Consider the following 24,945-nt stretch of genomic DNA (forward strand, 5'->3'; position numbering starts at 1 on the left):
CAGAAGTCACTGTTTGCCCAATGTCAGCAGCTGACATAATCTGCCGAGGTGGCGTCCGTCGGGCCGGGGCACCTGTGGGGACGGGTGGGCCGGGGCGCCACGCCCAGTCCTGCACCCCAGCCATGCCCCCCGGAGGGCCCAGATGAGTCAGTCCGTCGTGAAGAACTCCGAGGCGGACGCGCCGCCGAATCCACCGTCGGGGGGCGGTCTCAAGGGACACCCCTGGCTGACCCTGCTGACCGTCGCGGTCGGCGTCATGATGGTCGCGCTGGACGGCACGATCGTCGCCATCGCCAACCCGGTGATCCAGGAGAAGCTGAACGCGGCGCCCTCCGAGATCCAGTGGGTCACCAGCGGCTACCTGCTGGCCCTGGCGGTCTTCCTGATCACCGCCGGCAAGATCGGTGACCGCTTCGGCCACAAGGCCACCTTCCTGGTCGGCGCGGCGGGCTTCGCCGCCACCTCGGCCGCGATCGGCTTCGCCGGCAACATCCAGACCGTGATCGCCTTCCGGGTGCTCCAGGGCCTGTTCGGCGCGCTCCTCCAGCCCGCCGCGCTGGGCCTGCTGCGCGGGGCCTTCCCGGCCGAGAGGCTCAACATGGCGATCGGCATCTGGGGCGGTGTGATCGGCGCCTCCACCGCGGCCGGCCCGATCGTCGGCGGCCTGCTGGTCGAGCACGTCAACTGGGAGTCGGTGTTCTTCATCAACATCCCGGTCGGCCTGATCGCGCTGGCGCTGGGTGTGTGGATCCTCAAGGACGTCCGGGCCGAGAAGGCCGCCAAGTCCTTCGACCTGCCCGGCATCGCGCTGCTCTCGGTGGGGATGTTCGCGCTGGTCTTCGGCATCATCAAGGCCCCCGAGTGGGGCTGGGGCGACGCGAGGACGCTGCTGTTCCTGATCGGCGCGGTGGTCCTGATGGTGCTGTTCGCGCTCTGGCAGGGCAAGGCCCGCGAACCGCTGATCCCGCTGAGCCTGTTCCGCTCGGTGCCGCTGTCGGCGGGCGTCCTGCTGATGGTGCTGATGGCCTTCGCGTTCTTCGGCGCGCTCTTCTTCGTGACCTTCTACCTCCAGAACGTGCACGGGATGACGCCGGTCGAGGCCGGCGTCCACCTGCTGCCGATGACCGGCATGATGATCATCGGCTCGCCGCTGGCCGGCCTCGCGATCGGCAAGCTGGGCCCGCGCGTCCCGATCGTGGCCGGCATGCTGATCACCACCGTCGCGATGTTCGGCATGTCCACCCTGGAGACCGGCTCCGGCAACGGCGTGCTCTCGCTCTGGTTCGTCCTGCTGGGCCTCGGCCTCAGCCCGGTCATGGTCGGCGCCACCGAGGTGGTCGTCGGCAACGCCCCGCTGGAGCTGTCCGGCGTGGCCGGCGGCCTCCAGCAGGCCGCGATGCAGGTCGGCGGCAGCCTCGGCACCGCGGTGCTGGGCGCGCTGATGGCCGCCAAGGTCGGCGACGTCCTGCCGGGCAACTGGGCGAAGGCCGGCCTGCCGCCGGTCGAGGGCGCGGCGGGCGAGGGCCTCAAGCAGGCCGCCCAGCTCGGCATCGCCCCGCCGGCCCCGGCCGGCACCCCGCAGCAGGCGGTGGAGGCGATGGCCGGAGCCGTCCACGAGTCCTTCGTGAGCGGTATGTCGCTGGCCTTCGTGGTGGCCGCGGTGGTGGCCTTCGCCGCCGCCGTGCTCGGCCTGCTCACCCGCCGCGGCACCACCGACGCGGGCCCGGCCGTGCACATCTGACGGACCGCGCAACGCCACGGCCCCGGACTCCGCGGAGTCCGGGGCCGTCGTGCCGTTCCCGGTGGGCGCCGTGCCCGCCACCGCCGGCGCCCTCGCGGAGCCCCGCGGACGCCGAAGGGCCGGACCCCCGACGGGAGTCCGGCCCCTCAGTGGCTACGGGCGGATCAGGCGTCGCCGCCGGCGGCGCCCGGGTCGGCCGCGGTCACGTCCAGCAGCTGGTAGCGGTCGATCGCGTCCTTCAGCGCCGAGCGGTCGACCTTGCCCTGCTTGGCGAGCTCGGTGAGCACCGCCAGGACGACCGACTGCGCGTCGATGTGGAAGAAGCGACGGGCCGCGCCACGGGTGTCGGCGAAGCCGAAGCCGTCGGCGCCCAGCGACTGGTACTGACCCGGCACCCAGCGGGCGATCTGGTCCGGCACCGCGCGCATCCAGTCGGACACCGCGACGACCGGGCCCTCGGCGCCCTGGAGCTTCTGGGTGACGTACGGCACGCGCTGCTGCTCCTCGGGGTGCAGCAGGTTGAACTCCTCGGCCTCCACCGCGTCGCGGCGCAGCTCGTTCCAGGAGGTCGCGGACCAGACGTCGGCCTTGACGTTCCACTCCTCGGCGAGGATGCGCTGGGCCTCCAGGGCCCACGGCACGGCCACGCCGGAGGCGAGGATCTGGGCCGGGACCTGGCCGGCGGTGCCCGGCGCGTACTTGTGCAGACCCTTGAGGATGCCCTCGACGTCCACGTTCTCGGGCTCGGCCGGCATCTTGATCGGCTCGTTGTAGACGGTCATGTAGTAGAACACGTCTTCACCGTGCGGGTGCTCGGCCGTGGAGCCGTACATCCGGCGCAGACCGTCCTGGACGATGTGCGCGATCTCGAAGCCGTACGCCGGGTCGTACGCGACGACGCCGGGGTTGGTCGAGGCCAGCAGGTGCGAGTGGCCGTCGGCGTGCTGCAGGCCCTCACCGGTCAGCGTGGTGCGGCCGGCGGTGGCGCCGATGACGAAGCCGCGGGCCAGCTGGTCGGCCATCTGCCAGAACTGGTCGCCGGTGCGCTGGAACCCGAACATCGAGTAGAAGACGTACACCGGGATCAGCGGCTCGCCGTGGGTCGCGTAGGACGACCCGGCGGCGATCAGCGAGGCGGTGCAGCCGGCCTCGGAGATGCCGTCGTGCAGCATCTGGCCGGTCGGCGACTCCTTGTAGGCCAGCAGCAGGTCGCGGTCGACCGACTCGTAGGTCTGGCCCAGCGGGTTGTAGATCTTCGCCGACGGGAACAGCGAGTCCATGCCGAAGGTGCGGTACTCGTCCGGCGCGATCGGCACGAAGCGGTTGCCGATGCCCTTGTCCCGCATGAGGTCCTTGAGCACCCGGACGAACGCCATGGTGGTGGCGATGGTCTGGTTGCCGGAGCCCTTCTTGACCGCCTTGTACGCGTCGTCGCCGGGCAGCACCAGCGGGCGCGGGCGCACCTTGCGGGTGGGCACGTAGCCGCCCAGCTCGCTGCGGCGGTCGTGCATGTACTGGATCTCTTCCGAGTCGCGGCCCGGGTGGTAGTAGGGCGGGTAGCCCTCGTCGAGCTGCTTGTCGGTGATCGGCAGGTGCAGCCGGTCGCGGAAGCGCTTCAGGTCCTCGACCGTCAGCTTCTTCATCTGGTGGGTGGCGTTGCGGCCCTCGAAGTTGGGGCCCAGCGTCCAGCCCTTGACCGTCTGGGCGAGGATGACCGTCGGCTGGCCCTTGTGCTCGCGGGCCGCCTTGAACGCCGCGTAGATCTTCTTGTGGTCGTGACCGCCGCGACCCAGGTGCTGGATCTGCTGGTCGGTCATGCTCTCGACCATGGCGCGCAGGCGCAGGTCGCCGCCGAAGAAGTGCTCGCGGATGTAGTCGCCGGTCTCGGTGGCGTAGGTCTGGAACTGGCCGTCCGGGGTGGTGTTCATCTTGTTCACCAGGACGCCGTCGCGGTCCTGCGCGAGCAGCGGGTCCCAGCTGCGGTCCCAGATGAGCTTGATCACGTTCCAGCCGGCGCCCCGGAACTGGGACTCCAGCTCCTGGATGATCTTGCCGTTGCCGCGGACCGGGCCGTCCAGGCGCTGCAGGTTGCAGTTGACCACGAAGGTCAGGTTGTCCAGGCCCTCGCGGGCGGCCAGCGACAGCTGGCCGAGCGACTCGGGCTCGTCCATCTCGCCGTCGCCGAGGAAGGCGTACACCTGCGAGTCCGAGGTGTCCTTGATGCCGCGGTGCTCCAGGTAGCGGTTCATCCGCGCCTGGTAGATCGCGCCGAGCGGGCCGAGGCCCATCGAGACGGTCGGGAACTCCCAGAAGTCCGGCATCAGCCGCGGGTGCGGGTAGCTGGACAGGCCGTACGGGGCCTTCGACTTCTCCTGGCGGAACGCGTCGAGCTGCTGCTCGGTGAGTCGGTCCAGCAGGAAGGCGCGGGCGTAGATGCCGGGGGAGGCGTGACCCTGGAAGAAGATCTGGTCGCCGGACTCGCCCTCGGCGTCCTTGCCGCGGAAGAAGTAGTTGAAGCCGACGTCGTACAGGGACGCGGAGGAGGCGAAGGTGGCGATGTGCCCACCGACGCCGATGCCGGGGCGCTGAGCCCGGGAGACCATGACGGCCGCGTTCCACCGGGTCGCGTTGAGGATCTTCCGCTCGATCTCCTCGTTGCCGGGGAAGAACGGTTCGTCCTTGGTCGCGATGGTGTTGACGTAGTCCGTGCTGCGCATCTCGGGCACGGCGACGCGCTTCTCGCGGGCGCGCTCGATCAGCCGCAGCATCAGGTAACGGGCACGCTCACGCCCCCGCTCGTCGATGGCCGCATCGAGCGACTCCAGCCATTCCGCGGTCTCCTCGGGATCGAAGTCCGGGACCTGACTCGGAAGGCCGCCAATGATGATCGGGTTGCGATCGGATCCGGAAGCCACGCTGTTCCTTCACTGTCGGTCGAAACTGAGGTGTGTCGCGCCGCCTCCATCGTGCTACCGCGCTCGGAGATCCGTCATCTCTACCGATCGGTAACCGTTCCGCCTTGTGGACGGTCCGGTCTGGCGGCGTGCGGTGCGGGCGTCTTCGTCCGCTCCGCACACCCCCGGGTGTTACGAAAAGAGGTGGTCCGACCTGGTGTCCCGTCCGCCCGATGGCGGGCGGCCGGGGTGAGGGCCAACAGGAGACTCTACGCCCGCGCATGCGCGGACCCGAATGCCGTTCGCATCTCGGGCATGCGTACGGCCTGTGGGCCGGGACCACCCGAAGCATCCTTGTCCCACGCAGAGAAGGGCAAATCGGTGTGATTCCCGACACCTCGCGCGGCGTGTCCCGGTGCGACACGTCAACCTTTGGAGGGGATCGGGGGTCGGGTACTTGCGCGAACCGCCGCGCCCGTGTGGACTACGGCCACAGCCTCGGCATGGATGCCGAGCCGAATACTGGAGGTTATTCCCGTGAGCGCGACCGCGGACCCCGCGGACAAGTCCAACCCGGCGACCCGTCTCGGCTTCGAAGAGGGCCAGATCGTCCAGGAGCTGGGGTACGACGACGACACTGACCAGGACCTCCGCGAGGGCATCGAGGAGGTCACCGGGACGGATCTCGTCGACGAGGACTACGACGACGTCGCCGACGCCGTCCTGCTGTGGCACCGCGACGACGACGGGGACCTCACCGACGCCCTCGTCGACGCGCTGGAGTACCTCGCGGAGGGCGGCCTGATCTGGCTGATGACGCCCAAGACCGGGCGGGACGGCCACATCGAGGCGTCCGACATCAACGACGCGGCCAAGACCGCGGGCCTCTCCCAGACCAGCTCGATCAACATCGTCAAGGACTGGGCGGCCACCAGGCTCGCGACCAAGTCCACGGCGAAGGGCGCCAAGCGCTGAGCGGGCGCTGAAGCCCCGTACCGGGCCCCGTCGGAGGAATCCCTCCGGCGGGGCCCGGCGCATGTCCGCCGCAGCATGTCCGCCGCCGCGTGCCCGCCGCCGCGTGCCCGCCGCCGCGTGCCCGCCGCCGGGTGTCCGTCGCCGGGTGTCCGCCGCCCGTCCGCCGTCGCGGCGGGGCCGGCCGCGCGCCGGTCGGCAATCCGGACGGCACCCCGGACGGTCCGCCGGGGCGTTCGCGGACGGCGAACGCGGCGGGGCCGCGACCACCCTCCTCATCCGTTCGGCCGAACGGCCGTAAGCGAGTGCGAGGATGTGGCCTGCCGCGCCCGCCGCGCGGCGCGGTCGCGTCAGAAAGGTCCCGCCCATGGCCATCGAGGTCGGCACCCCGGCTCCGGACTTCGAGCTCAACAACCAGCACGGCGAGGCCGTCCGGCTCTCCGACTACCGGGGCCGGAAGAACGTCGTCCTGGTCTTCTACCCGTTCGCCTTCACCGGCGTGTGCACCGGCGAGCTGGGCGCGATCCAGCGGGAGCTGGCGGGCCTGCAGAACGACACCGTGCAGGTGCTCGGCCTCTCCTGCGACTCGCAGTTCTCCCAGCGGGTCTTCGCCGACCGGGAGGGCCTGGAGTTCCCGCTGCTGGCCGACTTCTGGCCGCACGGCGAGGTCGCCCGGGCGTACGGCGTCCTCGACTCCGAGCGCGGCTGCCCGCTGCGTGGCACCTTCGTGATCGACACCGCGGGCACGGTGCGCTGGAGCGTCGTCAACGGCCTCCCGGACGCCCGGGACGAGCAGGAGTACCTGAAGGTCCTCGCGGCCCTCTGAGGCCCCGCCCTGGCCCCCTGGCCGCCCCGCGGGCGCCGGGGGCGGCCTCCCGGCACCCTCCGGCCGGGTGCCGGGACGCCGTGTCCGGCCTGATCAGGGGTGCGGACGGGAACCCCGTACTACGCTCGGGCCGTTGGCGGGGTGGGACGCGGGAGCCGATGGGCCTCCCGCCGCCCCGGACCGCACCACCGGGGGCACCACGGACGTGCCTCCCGATTCTTGGAGGACTAGTGGGAGTCAGCCTCAGCAAGGGCGGCAACGTCTCGCTCACCAAGCAGGCACCGGGCCTCACCGCCGTGCTCGTCGGCCTGGGCTGGGACGTCCGGACCACCACCGGTGCGGACTTCGACCTGGACGCCAGCGCCCTGCTGTGCAATGCCCAGGGGAAGGTCACCTCGGACGGCAACTTCGTGTTCTTCAACAACCTGAAGAGCCCGGACGGCTCGGTCGAGCACACCGGCGACAACCTGACCGGTGAGGGCGAGGGCGACGACGAGGCGATCAAGGTCAACCTGGTCGGCGTGCCGGCGGACGTCGAGAAGATCGTCTTCCCGGTGTCGATCTACGACGCCGAGACCCGCGGCCAGAACTTCGGCCAGGTCCGCAACGCGTTCATCCGCGTGGTGAACCAGGCCGACAACACGGAGCTGGCCCGCTACGACCTCTCCGAGGACGCCTCCACCGAGACCGCGATGGTCTTCGGCGAGCTGTACCGCAACGGCGCGGAGTGGAAGTTCCGCGCCATCGGCCAGGGCTACGCCTCCGGCCTGCGGGGCATCGCGCAGGACTTCGGCGTCAACGTCTGATCCGCCCGCGGCGCCCTGCGGCGCGGGCTGCGCGCCGTTCTCCCGGGGCGGCCCCGGACCTCCGTGGTCCGGGGCCGCCCCGGTTGCGTCCCCCCGGTGCCGCCCCGGCCGCGGCGACCCGGTGCCGCGGCGGTTTCCCGCGCTGCGAGGATGTGAGTTCAGGAAGTTCAGCCGACCGGAACCGGTCGGCCGGGGCCGCGGGGGATTACACCTGGATGGCGCCCCGGGAGAAGCAAGGGAGGAAGAACGTCATGGTGGTCACGCTCGCCAAGGGTGGCAACGTCTCGCTCACCAAGGCCGCGCCGAACCTGACGCAGGTCCAGATCGGCCTCGGCTGGTCCGCCCGTTCGACCACGGGCGCCCCGTTCGACCTCGACGCGAGCGCCCTGATCTGCGGTGGCGGCCGGGTGCTCGGTGACGAGTACTTCGTCTTCTACAACAGCCTCAAGAGCCCCGAGGGCTCCGTGGAGCACCAGGGCGACAACCTCACCGGCGGCGACGACTCGGGTGACGACGAGGTGGTCCTGGTCAACCTGGACCTCGTCCCGGCGCAGGCCGACAAGGTGATCTTCGCGGTCTCGATCTACGAGGCCGAGGCGCGGCTCCAGAACTTCGGTCAGGTCCGCAACGCCTACATCCGGGTCGTCAACTCGGTCGACGGCCAGGAGATCGCCCGCTACGACCTGTCCGAGGACGCGTCCAGCGAGACTGCGATGATCTTCGGTGAGCTGTACCGCTACGCGGGCGAGTGGAAGTTCCGCGCAGTGGGCCAGGGGTACGCCTCCGGCCTGCGTGGCATCGCGCTCGACTTCGGCGTGAACGTACAGTAAGGGCGGAAATCGGACTTGTCGCACCCGACCCGATCATGAGAACAGAGGGCAGTGCGGGGGTGACCTGACCGGGCCGAGGCCCGGTCAGGACGTCTCGGGGACGAGGTCGCCCCCGGCACGGCCAGAACCCGAAAGGTAACCAACTCCCGTGTTCCTCCGCACATTCGGCTGGTCGTTCGCGATCACCGCCATCGGCCTGGTCGCGGCCGGACTGCTCTGGGGAGCCCAAGGCTTCGGCATCGTGCTGATCCTCTCCATCCTGGAGATCTCCCTGTCGTTCGACAACGCGGTGGTCAACGCCACGGTGTTGAAGCGGATGAACCCGTACTGGCAGAAGATCTTCCTGACCGTCGGTGTCCTCATCGCGGTCTTCGGCATGCGCCTGGTCTTCCCGCTGCTGGTCGTCGGCCTGACCGCGAAGCTCAGCCCCGCGACGGTCATCGACCTCGCGCTGCACTCCGACAAGACCTACGAGGGCCTCACCTACGGCCAGTACCTGGAGGCGGCCAACCCGGCCATCGCGGCCTTCGGCGGCGTCTTCCTGCTGATGATCTTCCTCGACTTCATCTTCGAGGAGAAGGACTACAACTGGCTGGCCTGGATCGAGCGCCCGCTGGAGAAGGTCGGCAAGCTGGAGGCCTTCTCCACCGTCGTCGCCCTGGTCGCCCTGCTGCTCGCCTCCAACTTCTTCGCCGGGGAGCACGCGGAAACCGTTCTGCTCGCCGGTGTCCTCGGCCTGGTCACCTACCTCGCCGTCAACGGCCTCTCCTCGATCTTCGAGTCGGGGCTGGAGGCCGAGGAGGAGCGCGAGGAAGCGGCGGAGAAGGCCGGCAAGTCGATCGTCCAGGTCGGCGGCAAGGCCGCGTTCTTCCTCTTCCTCTACCTGGAGGTCCTGGACGCCTCGTTCTCCTTCGACGGCGTGGTCGGCGCGTTCGCCATCTCCAGCGACATCTTCCAGATCACCCTGGGCCTCGGCATCGGCGCGATGTACATCCGCTCGCTGACCGTCTTCCTGGTCCGCAAGGGCACCCTGGACGACTACGTCTACCTGGAGCACGGCGCGCACTACGCGATCGGCGCCCTGGCGGTGATCCTGATGGTCGGGATCAAGTACCACATCCCGGAGATCGTCACCGGCCTGATCGGCGTCGCCTTCATCGGGCTGGCGCTCGGCTCGTCGATCCTGCGCAACCGGCGCGAGGGCGCGGACGAGGAGCCGGAGCTGGTCGGCACCGGCAAGTAGTCCTGCCGCAGGGCAAGCGAAACGGCCGCCTCCGGGAAATCCCGGGGGCGGCCGTTCCACGTGGTCCCTGGTGGGTACCCGAGGGGCGCCGGGGTCAGCCGAGCTGCTGCTCGATCGCGCGCAGCTTGCGCTCCAGCGAGTCCAGCTTCGGCATCGACAGCGTGTCGTCGTCGGCCGTCAGGTCGATGCTCGAGCCGCTGCGGGACGACCCGGTGCCGGAGGCGGAGGAGGACGACGAGTAGGACGAGGACGACGAGTAGGACGAGGACGAGTAGGTGGAGGACGTGTACGAGGAGCCGACGGCGGCGCGGGGGCGGTGGCCGGCGTCCAGGGCGGCCGGCTCGAGCGAGTCGGCGGACGGGCGCGAGGTCGAGGTGGAGGCGTCGGGTCCCGCGGCTAGGGCAGGCTCCGTAGCGCTCGGGCCGTCTCCGGCAGCCGTGAGGGCGGGAACCTGGCGGCCGCCGCGGGTCCGGGCGAGCATGCCGCCCTGGCGGGAGATGGCCTTCAGCTCGGCCCGCTCGCGACGGTCGGCCGTACGGGCGCGGGCCTTGGCGTCCAGCTTCGCCTGGCGTTCCTCGCGCACCTCCTCGACCGCCTCGTCCAGGCTGCGGACGTTCTCCAGCAGCATCAGCGACCAGGCCGCGTAGGTCTCGCGCGGGGCGCGCAGCCAGCGGACGATGCGGATCTGCGGCAGCGGGCGCGGCACCAGGCCCTGCTCGCGCAGCGCGGCCTTGCGGGTCTGCTTCAGCGCCCGGTCGAAGAGGATCGCCGCCGAGATCGACATGCCGGAGAAGAACTGCGGGGCACCGTCGTGGGACACGCCGCGCGGGGCGTGCACCCAGTTGAACCAGGCCGAGGCGATCGCGAACACCCAGACCAGCAGGCGCGAGCCGAGCGCCGCGTCACCGTGGCTGGCCTCGCGGACGGCGAGCACCGAGCAGAACATCGCGGCGCCGTCCAGCCCGAACGGGACGAGGTACTCCCAGCCGCCGGACAGGCCCAGGTTCTCCTTGCCGAAGCCGACCAGGCCGTGGAAGGAGAGGGCGGCCGCGACACCGGCACAGCAGAACAGCAGCGTGTACGAGGAGATGCCGTAGATCATCTCCTTGCGCCGACGGCGCTCCTCGCTGCGCTCCCAGGAGTCGCCGGACTCGTCCTTCTTCGAGCTCTTGAATCGCAGTGTCGCCATCAGGACGGCGACGAACAGCAGGGCTGCGCCGCCGACGACGGTCCAGACCAGCTGTATGGAGGTCAGGTTCATTGCGGGTCGGGCCTCGGGTTTCCGCAGGGGACAGGATCACAGCGCGACACAGGCGGTCAGGACCCGCCGTGCGGGCACTGCCTGACGGTTCGTTCGTCGCCGCACGGCATGCCCGCCGCACCCGCGCAGGGGCGGACGGGACACCTGTGCGGCTAGACGATATCGCGTCCGAAGGGGCGGCATGTTACGGGAGGGCGGCTTCCTCCGGCCAATCGACCCGCCGATCGGGCCCGGTTGGGTAGGGGAGGGGGCGGACGGGGTATCCGACGGCCGGGCCGATGCCCGATCATTGGTCGGCGGACCGTCAGAGCGCCTGGCGGGAGCAGGGGGAGAGGACGGGATGGTCTCGATCTGGGAGTACCTGCGCGGGGACAAGAGCTACACCTTCGACAACCCCGGCGGTCAGCACAAGGTCATACTCACCAAGTCGGCCCCGCAGCACGCGATCACCGGGTCGGCCGCCACCACCGGCTACCTCTACGTCAACCTGCACTGGACGATGGGCGCCGGAGGCGCCCCCCGGCCGAGCGCCCGGGAGTCCGTCAGGCGGTTCCTCAGCCCGCGGATCCTGCGGCCGCAGGACCCGGACTCGCCGCAGGGCACCGAGCCGACCAACGTCGACCTCGACCTCGCCTGCATGTACGAGCTCTCCGACGGGAGCACCGGCGTGGTGCAGCCGCTCGGCGGGCTCTTCGGCGACCTCCAGAACGTGCCGTACATCAAGCTCAGCGGCGACGACCAGTACGGGGCGCCGTCCGGCGAGACGATGTACGTCAACCTGGAGAAGAAGGACAAGTTCAAGCGGCTGCTGATCTTCGTCTACATCTACGACGGCACGCCGGCCTTCGAACAGGCGAACGCGGTGCTCACGATCGTGCCGCAGACCGGGCCGCGGATCGAGATCAAGCTGGAGGAGCGGGCCCGGGCGGCGCGCTCCTGCGCGGTGGTGCTGATCGAGAACGCGGGGGACAACCAGCTGACGGTGCGCCGCGAGGTGCGGTACGTCAACGGGTTCCAGGCGGACATCGACCGGCTGTACGGCTTCGGGCTGCAGTGGCAGCGCGGGTACAAGAGCGACTGACGGCGGGCCGCGGGTCCTTGGCGGTTCCACGGCGGCCCGGCGGCGGTCCGTTGGCGGCCCGGGGGTGGGCCGTTGGCGGTTCCGCGGCGGTCCGTTGGCGGCCCGGGGGTGGGCTGGGCCGTTGACGTACCGCACCTCGCGGCGGGCCGGGCCGGGTTCGGTTCCGGCGGGACCGAGGGCCTCGGACGGCCCCGGTCCCGCCGGGGGCGTCAGCGGGGCTGGAACTGCGGGCCCTGCGGGGGCAGTGCGAACTCCTCGCCGGTAGGCGCCGGGGGCTGGGCCGTCGGGGGCTGGGCCGTCGGCGGCTGCGGCGGGACGGGCGGCTGCTGGCCCGTGCCGGGCTGCGGGTAGCCGTAGCCGGCGGGGCGCTGCTGCTGCGGCGGGACGGGCTGGTTCGGCTGGGGGTAGCCGTAGCCGCCCGGCTGCTGCTGGTAGCCCTGCCGGCCGAAGCCGGCCGTGGGCTGCTGCTGGGGGTAGCCGTACCCCGTGCCGGGCTGCTGGGGGTAGCCGTAGCCGGTACCGGGCTGGTGGGCGGGGGGCGCGGTGGGCGGCGGGGGCATGGTCGGAGGGGCGGTGGGCGGCGGCGGGGTCACCGGTGCGGGCGAGGGGCTCGCGGCGCCCGCTGCGGCGGTGGTGGCCGGGGCCGGTGCGGTGGCCGGGCCGGCGGCCGGCGGCTGGGCCGGGCCCTGGGTGGGCCGCTGGGCGGGCTGGGCCGGCGGCGACTGCGGGACGGCCGGGGCCAGGGTGAAGGTGTCCGGCTCGGGAGCGGTCGAGCGCGGGTCCGGCATCGCGGCGCCGCGCGGGTCGGGCGCGCCGGACGGGGTGGCGGTGGACGCGGGCGCCTGGGCCGGCACCGGGTCGGCCTCCGCCGCGTCGTCCACCATGATGCCGAAGTCGGTGGCGAGGCCGATCAGCCCGGAGGTGTAGCCCTGGCCGATCGCCCGGAACTTCCAGCCCCCGGACCGACGGTACAGCTCGCCCGCGACCAGCGCGGTGACGTTCTCGGCGTCGTCGATCGCGAACTCGGCGAGTGCGGGCGCGCCGTCGCCGGCGGTGGCGTCGAAGAGCAGCAGGCGCAGCCCCGGCACCGCGCGGAACGGGCCGCCCTCGGAGGAGCCGGCCAGCACCACGCGGTCCACCTCGGCGGGCAGCTTGCCCAGCTCGACCTCGACCGTGTCGATGATCTCGGCGCCGCCGGAGGTCTGCTGCTTGGGCAGGTGGCGGACCAGGCCGGAGGGGTGACGGGGCTGGTTGTAGAAGACGAAGTCGGCGTCCGAGCGGACCTTGCCGGAGGCGCCGAGCAGCAGCGCGGACGCGTCCACGTCCGGCGCACCGGGCGTGGCGCTCCAGCGCAGCACGGCGCGGACCGCCGCCGCCGGCAGTGCGATGTTGGCGCCCTTGGCCATCACGTGCGTCATAGCCGACCATCCTGCCTGTTCGCCACCCCTTCGGACAACGTGACCGGACCGGTCCGTGCCGGTTCGGACTTTGCCAAGACTTGCGCTTTCCGAGGTTTGCCGCCGTCGTTTCCGGGGTTCGCCGGCGCCACGCCCGTGATCGTCCAAGTGGACCGGGATGTTCCGGGAGTTCAGTGCCGGGGAACCGGGACCGGCCGGATCCCGTCCGTACGATGGGCGGTCGAAAGGTCCCCGGGGATTTTCGGTGGAGGGGCGCCCGGCGGAGGCGTGCCCGGGAACCATGGCGCCCGGTCCGCCGGTTGACCAGGGTGTCGTCGGCAACGGGCCGCAGGCCCGTCCACTTCCTGGAGGAGAGCACCTTGCGCCATTTCGGCCACCTCGCCGAGGACGTACGCCGCCGGCTCTTCCTGGAACAGCCGCGCCCGTTCAGCGCGGACAGCGAGCCGACGGTGCTCGCCACCGCCCTCGGCGGCACCCTCTACAGCCCGGCCACCAGGCCCGCCCTGGCCGCCGACATCCGCAAACTCGCTGGTCGGGGCGTGGTGTCGATGGTGCTCTGCCTGGAGGACGCGATCGCCGACCATGAGGTGGACGAGGGCGAGCGGAACCTGGTCGAACAGTTGAATGACCTGGTCAAGGATTTCACCTCCTGTGCACAGCCCCATCCCCTGCTCTTCATCAGGGTCCGTGCCGCCGCCCAGATCCTCGACCTGGCCGAGCGGCTCGGACCGGCCGTCGAACTGCTCAGCGGTTTCGTGCTGCCGAAGTTCACCCCCGCGAACGGCGGGGAGTACCTGGCCGCGCTGGCCGCCGCCGAGGCCGCGACCGGGCGGCGGCTGTTCGCCATGCCCGTCCTGGAGTCGCCCGAGCTCGCCCACCTGGAGACCAGGCGGGACCAGCTCTTCGGCCTCGCCGAACTGCTCGCCGGCCACCGCGAGCGGGTACTCGCCGTCCGGCTCGGCGTCACCGACCTCTGCTCCGCGTACGGCCTGCGGCGCTCGCCCGACCTCACCGCGTACGACGTGGCGCTGGTCGCGGCGGTGATCGGGGACGTGGTCAACGTGCTCGGCCGGGCGGACGGCACCGGGTACACCGTCACCGGGCCGGTCTGGGAGTACTTCCCGGTGCAGGAGCGGATGTTCAAGCCGCAGCTGCGCCGGACCCCGTTCGCCGGGGCGTCCCTCTCCGCCGCGGCCGGGGCGCTGACCGCCTCCGGGGAGGAGGTCCGCCGGCGGATCATCGAACACGACCTGGACGGGCTGATCAGGGAGGTCGAGCTCGACCGGGCCAACGGCCTGCTCGGCAAGACCTGTATCCACCCCAGTCATGTGCCGGCCGTGCACGCCCTCTCCGTGGTCACGCACGAGGAGTACTGCGACGCCCGCGACATCCTCCGGCAGGAGCAGGAAGGCGGCGGGGTACTGCGCTCGGCGTACACCAACAAGATGAACGAGGCCCGGCCGCACCGGGCCTGGGCGGAGCGGGTGCTGCTGCGGGCGGAGGTGTTCGGAGTGGCCCGGGAGGACGTGAGCTTCGCGGAACTGCTGTCGGCCTGCCTGTGCGGCTGACTGTTTCCGTGGCCGAGCCCGAGCCGTTCCCTCCGGTTCTCCAGGCGCGGGTATGACGGAGCCGTGAGCGCGGACACGACCGGGGCGCGGAGGCGCCGACGTACCGAGGCGCCCATGTGCCTTGCGCGCGAAGCGGCAATGCACCAGCGCGCCAACGCACCAGCGCACCAACGCATGAACGCACCAACGCACCAACGCATGAACGCACCAACGCACCATCGAAGGCAGGACCAGCAGTGACAGCAACACCGCAGACGTGGACCGGCCGTTGGGTCGCCGACCGTGCCGGGATCGCACTGACCGGCTCCGACCGCCTCCCCGAACTCGTCGGCCTGGCGCTGCGCGCGGGGAACCCCAAGCGCGCCCACCTGCTGGTCTCCAACGTGCTCGGCAAGCACGTGCCGCAGCGGCCCTCGGTGGTCCACGGCACCGGGCTCGAACTCGGCCGCCGGGTCCGTGAACTGCTCGGCGCCGAGGCCACCGCGCGTGCCGTCGTGCTCGGTTACGCGGAGACGGCCACCGGCCTCGGCCACAGCGTCGCCGACGGCCTGGACGCCCCCTACCTGCATTCCACCCGCCGACCGGTGCCCGGCCTGGCCCCCGTCGGCGGCTTCGAGGAGGAGCACTCGCACGCCACCTCGCACCTGCTGCTCCCGGCCGACCCCGCACTCCTCGCCGGGGACGGGCCGCTGGTGCTGGTGGACGACGAGTTCTCCACCGGCCGGACGGTCCTCAACACCATCCGCGACCTGCACGCCCGCCACCCGCGCAGCCACTACGTGGTGGTCGCCCTGGTGGACCTGCGTTCCGCCGTCGACCGGCGCCGGCTCGACGAGGCCGCCGCCGAACTCGGCGTCCGGCTGGACCTGGTGGCCACCGCGAGCGGGGCCGTCGAGCTGCCCGAGGACGTGGTGGCGCGGGCCGGGCGACTGATCGCCGAGGCGGCGCCGGGGGAAGCGCCGCCGGCGGCCCCCGCCGCGCCGCTGGCCCGGGTCGAGCTGGACTGGCCCGCCGGGCTCCCGGACGGCGGCCGGCACGGCTTCACCGCCCGCGACCGTGCCCGGCTGGACGCCGCGCTGCCCCGACTGGCCGGACAGCTGGCCGAGGCCCTGCCCGAAGGGGCGCGGCGGGTGCTGGTGCTCGGCTTCGAGGAGCTGATGTACGTGCCGCTGCGCCTCGCCGACGCACTCACCGAGCGGCTCGGCGGCGACCGCGTCCGGTTCTCCACCACCACCCGCTCGCCCGTCCTGGCGGTGGACGACCCGGGCTACGCCATCCGCACCCGGCTCGCCTTCCCGGCCCACGACGACCCGCAGGACGGCGGCTCGCCCGAGCGCTACGCGTACAACGTCGCCCCCGGCAGCGATCCGGCGCGGCGCTTCGACTCGGTGGTGCTGGTGGTCGACGACGTGGCCGACACCCCGGCGCTGCACGAGGGCGAGCGGGCGCTGCTCGGGCAGCTGCGGGGGGTGACCGACCGGGTGGTGCTCGCGGTGCTGCCCTCGCACCGGCCGGTGCCCGGGGCTGCCTCGTCGCCGGTGCCCCCGCTGTCGTCCGCGTCCGCCGCGGTGCCGGTCCCGGTGCCGGTCCCGGTGCCCGCCGCGCTGCCCGCTCCGTTGTACGGGCCGGCGTTCTCCTCGTACCCGGCCGAGGAGGTGGCCTGGCTGCTCAAGGACCTCTCCGGGGTCGCGCTCGAAGCCCCCACCGAGGAGCGCGAGGAGGCCGTCCAGAACGGCGGCGCGCACTACGCCGAGTCGCTGCCGGTCGAGTATCAGCCCAGCCCCGAGTACCAGGAGCTGTTCCAGCAGGCCCTGCGCGGCTCCGCCGGCCGGATCGCGCTCGCGGTCGGCACCGTCGCCGAGACGCTGCTGCGCGAGCGCGGCCCCGGCCTGGTGCTCGCCTCGCTGGCCCGCGCCGGCACGCCCGTCGGCATCCTGATCCGCCGCTGGCTGGCCTTCGCCCACGGCCTGTCCGTCCCGCACTACGCGGTCTCGATCGTGCGCGGCCGCGGCATCGACCCGGTCGCGCTGCGGTACCTGGCGGCCCACCACCGCGCGCAGGACGTGGTGTTCGTGGACGGCTGGACCGGCAAGGGTGCGATCACCCGTGAACTGGCCGGCGCACTGGCCGGCACCGACTTCGACCCGGACCTCGCGGTGCTGGCCGACCCGGGCCGCTGCGTGCGGACGTACGGCACCCGGGACGACTTCCTGATCCCGTCCGCCTGCCTCAACTCCACGGTCTCCGGGCTGGTTTCGCGCACCGTGCTGCGCGCCGGGCTGATCGGGCCGGACGACTTCCACGGCGCCAAGCACTACGCCGAACTGGCCGGGAGCGACGTCTCGGCGGCCTTCCTGGACGCGGTGGCCGCCCGCTTCGGCGAGGTCCGCGCCGCGGCGGTCGAGGGCGCCGACCGGCTCGCCGACGACCCGCGGCGCACGCCCGACTGGGCCGGCTGGGCGGCGGTCGAGCGGATCAGCGCCGAGTACGGCATCGACAACGTCAACCTGGTCAAGCCGGGCGTCGGCGAGACGACCCGGGTGCTGCTGCGGCGCGTCCCCTGGCGGATCCTCGCCCGGCGCGGCGCCGGGGCCGACCTCGACCACGTCCGGCTGCTCGCCGCCCAGCGCGGGGTCGAGGTCGAGGAGGTGGACGGCCTGCCGTACACCTGCGTCGGCCTGATCCACCCCCGCTACAGCCGAGGGGCGACCGGGGGCGACGGACGCGCCGTCACGGACATCGGTGCCGTGACCGACGTGGATGCCGTGACCGACGTGGGTGCCGTGACGGACGGGCGCGTCGTGACTGTGACTACGGGGAGGGATTCCTGATGGGTGTTCTGGTGGCCAGCGACCTCGACCGCACGCTGATCTACTCCGAACGGGCGATGGCCCTGGCCGAGCCCGACCGGCTCGCGCCGCGGCTGCTCTGCGTCGAGGTGTACCAGGGGCGGCCGCTGTCCTACATGACCGAGCGGGCCGCCGGGCTGCTCGCCGAACTCGCGCGGGAGGTCTGCTTCGTCCCGGCCACCACCCGGACGCCGGAGCAGTACGGGCGGGTCAACCTGCCCGGCCCGATGCCGGACTGGGTCCCCGCGTACGCGATCTGCGCCAACGGCGGGCAGCTGCTGGTGGACGGCGTGCCGGACGGCGACTGGCGGGCTGAGATCACCGCGCGGATAGCGGCCGGCTCCGCCCCGCTGGAGGAGGTGACCCGGCGGCTCGCCCTGTGCGCCGACCCGGAGTGGACACACAAGCGGCAGGTCGCCGACGGGCTGTTCGCCTACCTGGTGGTCGAGCGCACCGCGCTGCCGCAGGGCTGGATCGAGGAGCTGACCGGCTGGTGCGCCGAGCGCGGCTGGTCGGTCTCCCTGCAGGGGCGCAAGGTCTACGCCGTGCCCGCGCCGCTCACCAAGAGCGCCGCGCTGGCCGAGGTCGTCCGGCGCACCGGAGCCGACACGGTACTCGCGGCCGGGGACTCGCTGCTCGACGCGGACCTGCTGCTCGCGGCGGACGCGGGCTGGCGCCCGGGACACGGCGAACTCGCGGACAGCGGCTGGACGGCCCCCGCCGTCACCGCCCTGACGGAGACGGGGGTGACGGCGGGGGAGGAGATCGTCCGGCGGTTCCTCGCGGGGGCGTCGGCCCTGCCGGTCGGGGTCTGACCGGAGCGGGCCCCGGTCAGCCGCGGCAACCGCCGGTCAGCCGCAGCAACCACCGCCGCAGCAACCGCCCCCGCCCCCGGCGGCGGGGGCCTGCTGGGCGGCGGCCGCGCCGCCGGTGACGGCGACGGTGGACAGCAGCTTCACGGTGTCGTCGTGGCCCTGCGGGCAGACGGCGGGGTCGTTGGCCTGGGCCATCGGGCGGCGAAGCTCGAAGGTGGCGCCGCAGGAGCGGCAGCGGAAGTCGTAGCGTGGCATACCGGCAGGGTACCCAGCGGGGGCGGCCGCCGGGTGCCGGTTCCGGCGTTACCGAGCGCTCCCGGTGTTGCTGGGGCTGATGACGCTAACCGGCCTTCCGGCCTTCCGGCCTTCCGGCCTTCCGGCCTTCCGGCCTTCCGGCCTTCCGGCCTTCCGGCCTTCCGGCCTTCCGGCCTCACCGGTGACCGCCGAGGTCCCCCCTGATCAGCTCGATCACCCGCGCCGCCGTGTCCCGCACGCCCGCGAGCTCGGTCAGGAAGTGCCAGTAGTCGGGGTGCCGGCCGGCCGCCTCCAGCGTGGCCACCGCGCGGTCCAGCCGGGCCACCGCCTCGTCCAGCGGGGCGGCGTGCCGCGGGTCCGGCGCGCTGCGCCCGGCCATCGCCAGCCGCTGCGCGTCCCGGATCGCGAAGCGGGCGCGCTCGATCTCCCTGTTCGGGTCGTGCTGCACCTCGTTCAGCTGCCGCAGCCTGTCGTTCACCGCGGACACCGAGCCGTCGGCGGTCTCCAGCAGCGCGCGGACCGTCCCGATCGCGGCGGTGGCGTCCGCCCAGCGCTGCTCGTCCCGGGCACGGGCGGCCTCGGCGAGCTTGCGTTCGGCGGCGCGCCCGGTCTCCGCGACCTGGTCCGGGACCCGCTGGAGGTCCTGCCAGCAGGCGGTGCTGAACCGGCGGCGCAGCTCGCTCAGAGCGGGCTCGACCGTCGCGGCCTTGGTCTCCAGCGCCTGGATGCGGGTCCGCAGGCTCGCCACCCGCCGGTCGAGCTCCCGCGCCCGCTCCGGCAGCTGCCCGGCGTCGGCGGCGATCGCCTCGGCGCGGTGCTTCACGTCGTCCGCGCGCCGCAGGGTGTCCGCGACCCCGTGCCGGGCCGGGCCCTCGTTCAGCCGGCCGAGCTCGGGTGCCAGTTCGGCCAGCCGGGCCGCCAGGTCGTCCGCCCGCAGGCCGGCCCCACGCGCCTCGTCCAGCGCGGTGGTGGCCGCGAGCAGCGCGCGCTTGGCCTGCTCGACCGCCGGGGTGACCCGCATCAGCTGCTGCTCGGCGTGGTGGACGGTCGGCTGCAGGCGGCGCAGGAAGTCGTTCAGCTCCGCCCGGGCCGAGCCCAGCTGGCCCTTCACGTCCTCCAGCTGGCGCTTGGCCTGCGCGGCCGTGCCCGCGTCCAGGGTCTCGAGGTCCAGGTTGTGGGCGTCGAGCGCGGCGAGGTAGTTCACGGTGACCTGGTCGACCCGGCCGGAGATCGCCGCCAGGTCGGCCAGCGCGCGCTGCGCCGTCTGGCCCTCCTCGGCCGCGCGGACCGTCTCCACCGCGAGCTGCACCTCGCGCTGGGTCTCCTCCAACTCGTAGAACGCCTCCTGGGCCGCCGCCCGGGCCTCCCGGGCCTGCGCCCGTCCGCCCTCACCGCCGCCGCGTCGGCCCCACCAGCCGCTGCTCCCGGCGGAGGCCAGCCCGACCGCCCCCAGCGCACCCGCCAGCACCACCGGCAACACCAAAGCGTCGGCCAGCGCACCCCCCGCCCGACGCCGCCCCCGCCCGCTCCCGCCGGCCACCGTCACTGCGCGCTCCCTGCTCCGACCCGCTGATCCGGCCCCCATTCTCCCCGATCCCCCCACCCATCCGGCACCCCCTCCCACCCCACCCACCCCACGGCCCACCCACCCCACGGCCCGCCCGGGCGCGGCGTCGGCCTGCCGTCCCGCCCGCGCCCCCTCCCCTGGCATCTGGCCCACACCACCCCCCAGGACCAGGTACCCTAGGCTCTCGTCGTGCGCCCGCCGGGCCACGACAGGGGGCGCGTAGCTCAGTGGTAGAGCGCTGCTCTTACAAAGCAGATGTCGGCGGTTCGAAACCGTCCGCGCCCACCGCCTTGAGGGCCGGTCCGGGAGGTGCACACCTCCTGGGCCGGCCCTCGGTCGTTCTGTGGGGTTCCGGTCGTCATGAGGCCGGGTGTCGAGGGGTTCCGTCTCCTGAAAATCTCCCAAATGATCATGTGGTCGAGGGCCGCACTCTCCCTCCTCGGCGGCAGTCGGGCTGTCGGGGGCGGTGGCCCGGGTGGTAGGGAGGGGGGATGGTGACCGGGGCGTTCGGTGCGGTGTTGTGTGATGTGGACGGGGTGATCCGGTTCTTCGACGGGGGCCGGGTGGCGGCGTTGGAGCGGGCGGCGGGGCTGGGGGAGGGGAGCACGGCGGCGGTCGGGTTCGCGCCGGAGAACGATCTGCCGTTGTTGCTCGGGCGGATCGGGAAGGCGGAGTGGGTGGACTCGATCGCGCGGGGGCTGGCCGGGCGGGTTCCGTGGGCGCGGGCGCGCGAGCTGGCGGAGGCGTTCGCGGACTCGCCGTTCCGGGCGGACGAGGTGGTGGTGGGCCTGTTGCGGCAGGTGCGGGAGCACTGCCGCGTGGTGTTGGTGACCAACGCGACGGTGTGGCTGGACGAGGACCTGGCGCTGCTGGGACTGACGGACCTGGCGGACGACGTGGTGAACAGCTCCCGGGTGGGCAGCGCCAAGCCGGACCGGCGGATCTACGAGATCGCCGCCGAGCGGGCCGGGGTGGAGCCGGCGCGGTGCCTGTTCGTGGATGACCGGCAGGAGAACGTGGACGCGGCGGTGGCGTTGGGAATGGCCGGGGTGCGTTACCGGGGGCCGGAGGACCTGCGGCGGGCGCTGGCGCCGGTGCTGCCCCGGCTCTAGCGGGTGGTGTGGGCGCCGCCGTTGAGGTGGAGGGTCTGGCCGGTGATGTGGCGGCGCCGGCGGAGCGCGAGGCCCTGGCGGGCCTGCTCGACAGGCTGCTGGCGGACGTGCGGTCGCGGGTGGCGGGGGCTGGGGCGGCGGGCGAGGATCGGGGGGACCGGGCGGACCACTGAGAGTGGTGGGCGGATGGCTGAGCAGGTCGGGGAGTCGCGGGCGGAGCTGTCCTCGCGCCTGAACTGGCTGCGCGCGGCCGTGCTGGGCGCAAATGACGGCGTGGTGTCGACGGCCGGGATCGTGACGGGTGTGGCGGGTGCGGCAGGCTCCCGGACGGCGCTGCTCGCGGCCGGGGTGGCCGGGCTGCTGGCCGGGGCGATGTCGATGGCGGCCGGCGAGTACGTCTCGGTCAGCACCCAACGGGACACCGAGCGGGCCGCGTTGGCGCAGGAGCGGCGGGAGCTCGCGGAGGACCCGGAGGGGGAGCTGGACGAGCTGACCGACTACTACCGGGGCAGCGGGCTGGAGGACGACCTGGCCCGGGAGGTGGCGACGGCGCTGACCGAGCGGGACGCGCTGGCCGCCCACGCGCAGACCGAACTCGGCATCGACCCGGACGTGTTGACCAATCCCTGGGAGGCGGCGCTGGCGAGCGCGGCGGCGTTCACGCTGGGCGCGCTGGTGCCGTTGCTGGCGGTGCTGCTGCCGCCGGAGTCGTGGCGGCTGCCGGCGACGGTGGTGGCGGTGGTGGCCGCGCTGACGCTGTCGGGCTGGACGAGCGCCCGGCTGGGTGGGGCCGGAGCGGGCCGGGCGGTCATGCGCAACGTCGTGGGCGGGCTGCTGGCGATGGCGGTGACGTACAGCGGTGGTGTGCTGCTGGAGCAGATCACCGGGTGAACGTGCACTTCAGGTCGTACGGCCGGCTTCACCACCGGTCGTACGACCCGCCGCCGGACTGCTGCTGACCCGCAGCCGAACTGCAGCCGGTCTGCAGCTGCCCCGCCGTACGACCGGTCGGTGGCGAGGCCCCGGCACGCCGTGTGACGGCCCCGACCGACTCGACAGGCGAGGTGCTGCGGCCTGTGTTTGTGTGACTGCAAACCGCTTGGGAGAGGTGAAACGCCGTGACCATGCCCCCGTTCGGATCGAGCGACCCGTTCTCCGACCTGCTCAGCCGGTTCTTCGGGATGAGCCCGATGGCCTCCCCGCCCGCCGTGCAGCGCGTGCCGATCGGGCGGTTGCTCAGCGAGTCCTCGCAGGAGCTGCTCGCGCTGGCCGCGCAGCGGGCGTCCGAGGACGGCTCCAGCGACCTCGACACCGCGCACCTGGCCTGGGCGGCCACCCGGGTGGAGCCCTCGCGCCGGATGCTGGAACGCGCGGGGATCGACCCGGACCGGCTCTCCGGGGACCTGGAGCAGGCCCTGCCCACGGGCGAACCCGATGCCGTGGACGGCCGGCCGGCGCTCACCCCCTCGGCCAAGCGCGCGCTGCTCGCGGCGCACGCCCGATCGCAGGCGGTGGGCGCCTCGTACATCGGCCCGGAGCACATCCTCGGCGCGCTGCTCGACCAGGAGCGCTCGGGCGCCGGCGTGGCGCTGCGCAACGCGGCGCCCTCGCAGGGGGCGCTGAAGTCGGTGCTGGAGGGGCGCGGAACCGGCGGCGAGCGCAGCAGTACGGGCGCCCACCCGAGCGAGACGCCGACGCTGGACGAGTACGGGCGCGACCTCACCGAGGAGGCCCGCTCCGGCCGGTTGGACCCGGTGGTGGGGCGGGCCGAGGAGATCGAGCAGACCGTCGAGATCCTCTCCCGGCGGACCAAGAACAACCCGGTGCTGATCGGTGAGCCGGGCGTCGGCAAGACCGCGATCGTCGAGGGGCTGGCCCAGCGGATCGTCTCCGGGGACGTGCCGCGGAGCCTCGGCGAGAAGCGGGTGGTCACCCTCGACCTGACCGCGCTGGTGGCCGGTTCCAAGTACCGGGGGGAGTTCGAGGAGCGGCTGAAGAACGTGATCGACGAGGTCACCGCGGCCGAGAAGAGCGTGATCCTCTTCCTGGACGAGCTGCACACCGTGGTCGGCGCGGGCGGCGGCGAGGGCTCGATGGACGCCGGCAACATCCTCAAACCGGCGCTCGCGCGCGGCGAGTTGAGCGTGGTCGGCGCGACCACGCTGGACGAGTACCGCAAGCACGTGGAGAAGGACGCCGCGCTGGAGCGCCGCTTCCAGCCGGTGCTGGTGCCCGAGCCGAGCGTCGACGAGACGATCGAGATCCTGGCGGGGCTGCGCGACGCGTACGAGGCGCACCACCAGGTGCGCTTCACCGACGAGGCGCTGGACGCGGCGGCGACGCTCTCCGACCGGTACGTCAGCGACCGCTTCCTGCCCGACAAGGCGATCGACCTGCTGGACCAGGCCGGCGCCCGGGTCAGGCTGCGCAGCCTGAGCGGGTCCACCGAGGCGACCGGGGTGCAGGACCGGATCACCAAGCTGAAGAGGGAGTTGGACGAGGCCGTCGCGGACGAGGAGTTCGTCCGGGCGGCCAACCTCAAGACCGAGCTGCGGCAGACCGAGGACGAGCTGGCGGCGATCGCCGAGTCCCGCGAGGAGGTCGTCGACGTGACGGCCGACGACATCGCGCAGGTGCTCTCCTCCCGGACCGGCATCCCGGTCGCGGAGCTGACCGCGACCGAGAAGGAACGGCTGCTCAAGCTGGAGGAGCACCTGCACGAGAAGGTGATCGGCCAGGAGGAGGCGGTCACCGCCGTCGCCCAGGCGGTGCGCCGGGGCCGGGCCGGGATGGGCGACCCGGACCGCCCGACCGGCTCCTTCCTGTTCCTCGGGCCGACCGGCGTCGGCAAGACCGAGCTGGCGAAGGCGCTGGCGGCGCTGCTGTTCGGGGACCCGGACCGGATGATCCGCTTCGACATGAGCGAGTTCCAGGAGAAGCACACCGTCTCCCGGCTGGTCGGCTCCCCGCCCGGGTACGTCGGTTACGAGGAGGCCGGACAGCTGACCGAGGCGGTGCGCCGCAAGCCGTACAGCGTGCTGCTCTTCGACGAGGTGGAGAAGGCGCACCCGGACGTCTTCAACCTGCTGCTCCAGGTGTTGGACGACGGGCGGCTGACCGACTCCCAGGGGCGTACGGTCGACTTCCGCAACACCGTGGTGATCATGACCAGCAACATCGGCTCCCAGCGGATCCTGGACCGCGTGGGGGACGTGGACGCCCGGAGCGGAGCTCCTGACGCAGCACTGCGCGACGACCTGATGCGCGACCTGCGGCAGCAGTTCCGGCCGGAGTTCCTCAACCGGATCGACGAGGTGATCGTCTTCCACGCGCTCACCCGGAAGGACCTGCTCTCGGTGGTGGACCTGCTGCTGGAGCGCAGCCGTCGCCGGCTGCGGGCCCAGGACGTCGAGCTGGACGTCACCGAGGCGGGCAAGGAGTACCTGGTCAACCGGGGCTACCAGCCGGAGTTCGGGGCCCGGCCGCTGCGCCGGACGATCCAGTCGGAGCTGGACAACCGGATCTCCAACCTGCTGCTGGACGGCTCGGTGCGGGAGGGGGACACGCTGATCGCGGACGTGAGCGACGGGGAGCTGGTGGTCACGCTGGCGCGGCCGGCGGCGTCGGCGACCTTCGAGGGGGCGGAGGCGAAGGCCAGGGCCGAGGCGGCTGCTGGGGAGGGCTGACGGCGACCGGGGTCGGCGTAT

Annotated in this window: 19 protein-coding genes and 1 tRNA gene; 14 read left to right on the forward strand and 6 right to left on the reverse strand. The window is 72.7% G+C overall.

Annotated elements, in window-relative coordinates; genetic code table 11:
• Positions 1 to 142: 142 nt before the first annotated feature.
• Positions 143 to 1,741, forward strand: a complete 1,599-nt coding sequence (locus tag ABZ449_RS05595; protein ID WP_360340631.1) for an MFS transporter — start codon at positions 143 to 145, stop codon at positions 1,739 to 1,741.
• 164 nt (positions 1,742 to 1,905) lie between these two features.
• On the opposite strand, the gene aceE is transcribed toward ABZ449_RS05595, so the two are convergent.
• Entirely contained in the window at positions 1,906 to 4,656 is a 2,751-nt protein-coding gene (aceE, locus tag ABZ449_RS05600; RefSeq protein ID WP_360340634.1) for a pyruvate dehydrogenase (acetyl-transferring), homodimeric type, read from the reverse strand.
• Positions 4,657 to 5,172: 516 nt separating this feature from the next.
• Here aceE and ABZ449_RS05605 point away from each other — a divergent pair.
• The 5 genes from ABZ449_RS05605 to ABZ449_RS05625 all read left to right on the forward strand — a co-directional run bounded on the left by ABZ449_RS05605 (position 5,173) and on the right by ABZ449_RS05625 (position 9,312).
• Positions 5,173 to 5,610 carry a DUF3052 domain-containing protein gene (locus ABZ449_RS05605; protein WP_360340637.1) on the forward strand — a complete coding sequence of 146 codons (438 nt, stop codon included), beginning with the start codon at positions 5,173 to 5,175 and terminating at the stop codon, positions 5,608 to 5,610.
• A gap of 364 nt (positions 5,611 to 5,974) precedes the next feature.
• Complete coding sequence (locus tag ABZ449_RS05610) at positions 5,975 to 6,433, forward strand: peroxiredoxin (RefSeq protein WP_360340640.1); 459 nt, start codon at positions 5,975 to 5,977, stop codon at positions 6,431 to 6,433.
• 230 nt (positions 6,434 to 6,663) lie between these two features.
• On the forward strand, positions 6,664 to 7,239 hold the full coding sequence (locus ABZ449_RS05615; RefSeq protein ID WP_360340643.1) for a TerD family protein: 576 nt from the start codon (positions 6,664 to 6,666) through the stop codon (positions 7,237 to 7,239).
• Between the two features lie 251 nt (positions 7,240 to 7,490).
• Positions 7,491 to 8,069: a TerD family protein gene (locus tag ABZ449_RS05620; RefSeq protein ID WP_360340646.1), complete on the forward strand. Its 579-nt coding sequence runs from the start codon at positions 7,491 to 7,493 to the stop codon at positions 8,067 to 8,069.
• A gap of 148 nt (positions 8,070 to 8,217) precedes the next feature.
• On the forward strand, positions 8,218 to 9,312 hold the full coding sequence (locus tag ABZ449_RS05625; RefSeq protein WP_360340649.1) for a DUF475 domain-containing protein: 1,095 nt from the start codon (positions 8,218 to 8,220) through the stop codon (positions 9,310 to 9,312).
• A gap of 94 nt (positions 9,313 to 9,406) precedes the next feature.
• Here the strand turns inward: ABZ449_RS05625 and ABZ449_RS05630 are convergent, their stop codons facing one another.
• Positions 9,407 to 10,573, reverse strand: coding sequence for a DUF2637 domain-containing protein (locus ABZ449_RS05630; protein ID WP_360340652.1), 1,167 nt, complete (start codon positions 10,571 to 10,573; stop codon positions 9,407 to 9,409).
• A gap of 340 nt (positions 10,574 to 10,913) precedes the next feature.
• Here ABZ449_RS05630 and ABZ449_RS05635 point away from each other — a divergent pair, with 340 nt between their 5' ends.
• A complete protein-coding gene (locus ABZ449_RS05635) occupies positions 10,914 to 11,654 on the forward strand; it encodes a Tellurium resistance (protein ID WP_360340655.1) in 741 nt (246 codons plus the stop codon).
• Positions 11,655 to 11,863: 209 nt separating this feature from the next.
• Here ABZ449_RS05635 and ABZ449_RS05640 read toward each other — a convergent pair whose 3' ends face one another.
• Entirely contained in the window at positions 11,864 to 13,072 is a 1,209-nt protein-coding gene (locus ABZ449_RS05640) for a TerD family protein (protein ID WP_360340658.1), read from the reverse strand.
• 359 nt (positions 13,073 to 13,431) lie between these two features.
• Here ABZ449_RS05640 and ABZ449_RS05645 point away from each other — a divergent pair, with 359 nt between their 5' ends.
• The 3 genes from ABZ449_RS05645 to ABZ449_RS05655 all read left to right on the forward strand — a co-directional run bounded on the left by ABZ449_RS05645 (position 13,432) and on the right by ABZ449_RS05655 (position 18,304).
• Entirely contained in the window at positions 13,432 to 14,640 is a 1,209-nt protein-coding gene (locus ABZ449_RS05645; protein ID WP_360340661.1) for an HpcH/HpaI aldolase/citrate lyase family protein, read from the forward strand.
• Between the two features lie 236 nt (positions 14,641 to 14,876).
• Positions 14,877 to 17,471, forward strand: a complete 2,595-nt coding sequence (locus tag ABZ449_RS05650) for a phosphoribosyltransferase (protein WP_360340664.1) — start codon at positions 14,877 to 14,879, stop codon at positions 17,469 to 17,471.
• Positions 17,471 to 18,304 carry an HAD family hydrolase gene (locus ABZ449_RS05655; RefSeq protein WP_360340667.1) on the forward strand — a complete coding sequence of 278 codons (834 nt, stop codon included), beginning with the start codon at positions 17,471 to 17,473 and terminating at the stop codon, positions 18,302 to 18,304. The genes ABZ449_RS05650 and ABZ449_RS05655 overlap by 1 nt, the downstream gene beginning before the upstream one ends.
• A 36-nt stretch (positions 18,305 to 18,340) precedes the next feature.
• On the opposite strand, the gene ABZ449_RS05660 is transcribed toward ABZ449_RS05655, so the two are convergent.
• Both ABZ449_RS05660 and ABZ449_RS05665 read right to left on the reverse strand, forming a co-directional pair.
• Positions 18,341 to 18,559 (reverse strand): zinc ribbon domain-containing protein, encoded by a 219-nt coding sequence (locus tag ABZ449_RS05660; protein ID WP_360340670.1) that lies wholly within the window; start codon positions 18,557 to 18,559, stop codon positions 18,341 to 18,343.
• Positions 18,560 to 18,734: 175 nt separating this feature from the next.
• Positions 18,735 to 20,039 carry a hypothetical protein gene (locus tag ABZ449_RS05665; protein ID WP_360340796.1) on the reverse strand — a complete coding sequence of 435 codons (1,305 nt, stop codon included), beginning with the start codon at positions 20,037 to 20,039 and terminating at the stop codon, positions 18,735 to 18,737.
• A 300-nt stretch (positions 20,040 to 20,339) separates the two neighbouring features.
• Between ABZ449_RS05665 and ABZ449_RS05670 the strand changes: the two genes are divergently transcribed.
• Together ABZ449_RS05670 and ABZ449_RS05675 are read left to right on the forward strand one after the other, a co-directional pair.
• Positions 20,340 to 20,411 (forward strand) — tRNA-Val (locus ABZ449_RS05670).
• A gap of 206 nt (positions 20,412 to 20,617) precedes the next feature.
• Positions 20,618 to 21,238 (forward strand): HAD-IA family hydrolase, encoded by a 621-nt coding sequence (locus tag ABZ449_RS05675; protein ID WP_360340673.1) that lies wholly within the window; start codon positions 20,618 to 20,620, stop codon positions 21,236 to 21,238.
• On the opposite strand, the gene ABZ449_RS05680 is transcribed toward ABZ449_RS05675, so the two are convergent.
• A complete protein-coding gene (locus ABZ449_RS05680; RefSeq protein ID WP_360340676.1) occupies positions 21,235 to 21,408 on the reverse strand; it encodes a hypothetical protein in 174 nt (57 codons plus the stop codon). The genes ABZ449_RS05675 and ABZ449_RS05680 overlap by 4 nt on opposite strands.
• Positions 21,409 to 21,424: 16 nt before the next feature.
• Here ABZ449_RS05680 and ABZ449_RS05685 point away from each other — a divergent pair, with 16 nt between their 5' ends.
• Both ABZ449_RS05685 and ABZ449_RS05690 read left to right on the forward strand, forming a co-directional pair.
• The gene (locus tag ABZ449_RS05685; RefSeq protein WP_360340679.1) at positions 21,425 to 22,129 is read left to right on the forward strand and encodes a VIT family protein; all 705 of its coding nucleotides are present in this window, start codon (positions 21,425 to 21,427) and stop codon (positions 22,127 to 22,129) included.
• Positions 22,130 to 22,356: 227 nt separating this feature from the next.
• Entirely contained in the window at positions 22,357 to 24,924 is a 2,568-nt protein-coding gene (locus ABZ449_RS05690; protein WP_360340682.1) for an ATP-dependent Clp protease ATP-binding subunit, read from the forward strand.
• Positions 24,925 to 24,945: the final 21 nt, after the last annotated feature.

The organism is Kitasatospora sp. NPDC005856, from assembly GCF_040629945.1.
Classification (GTDB): Bacteria; Actinomycetota; Actinomycetes; order Streptomycetales; family Streptomycetaceae; genus Kitasatospora.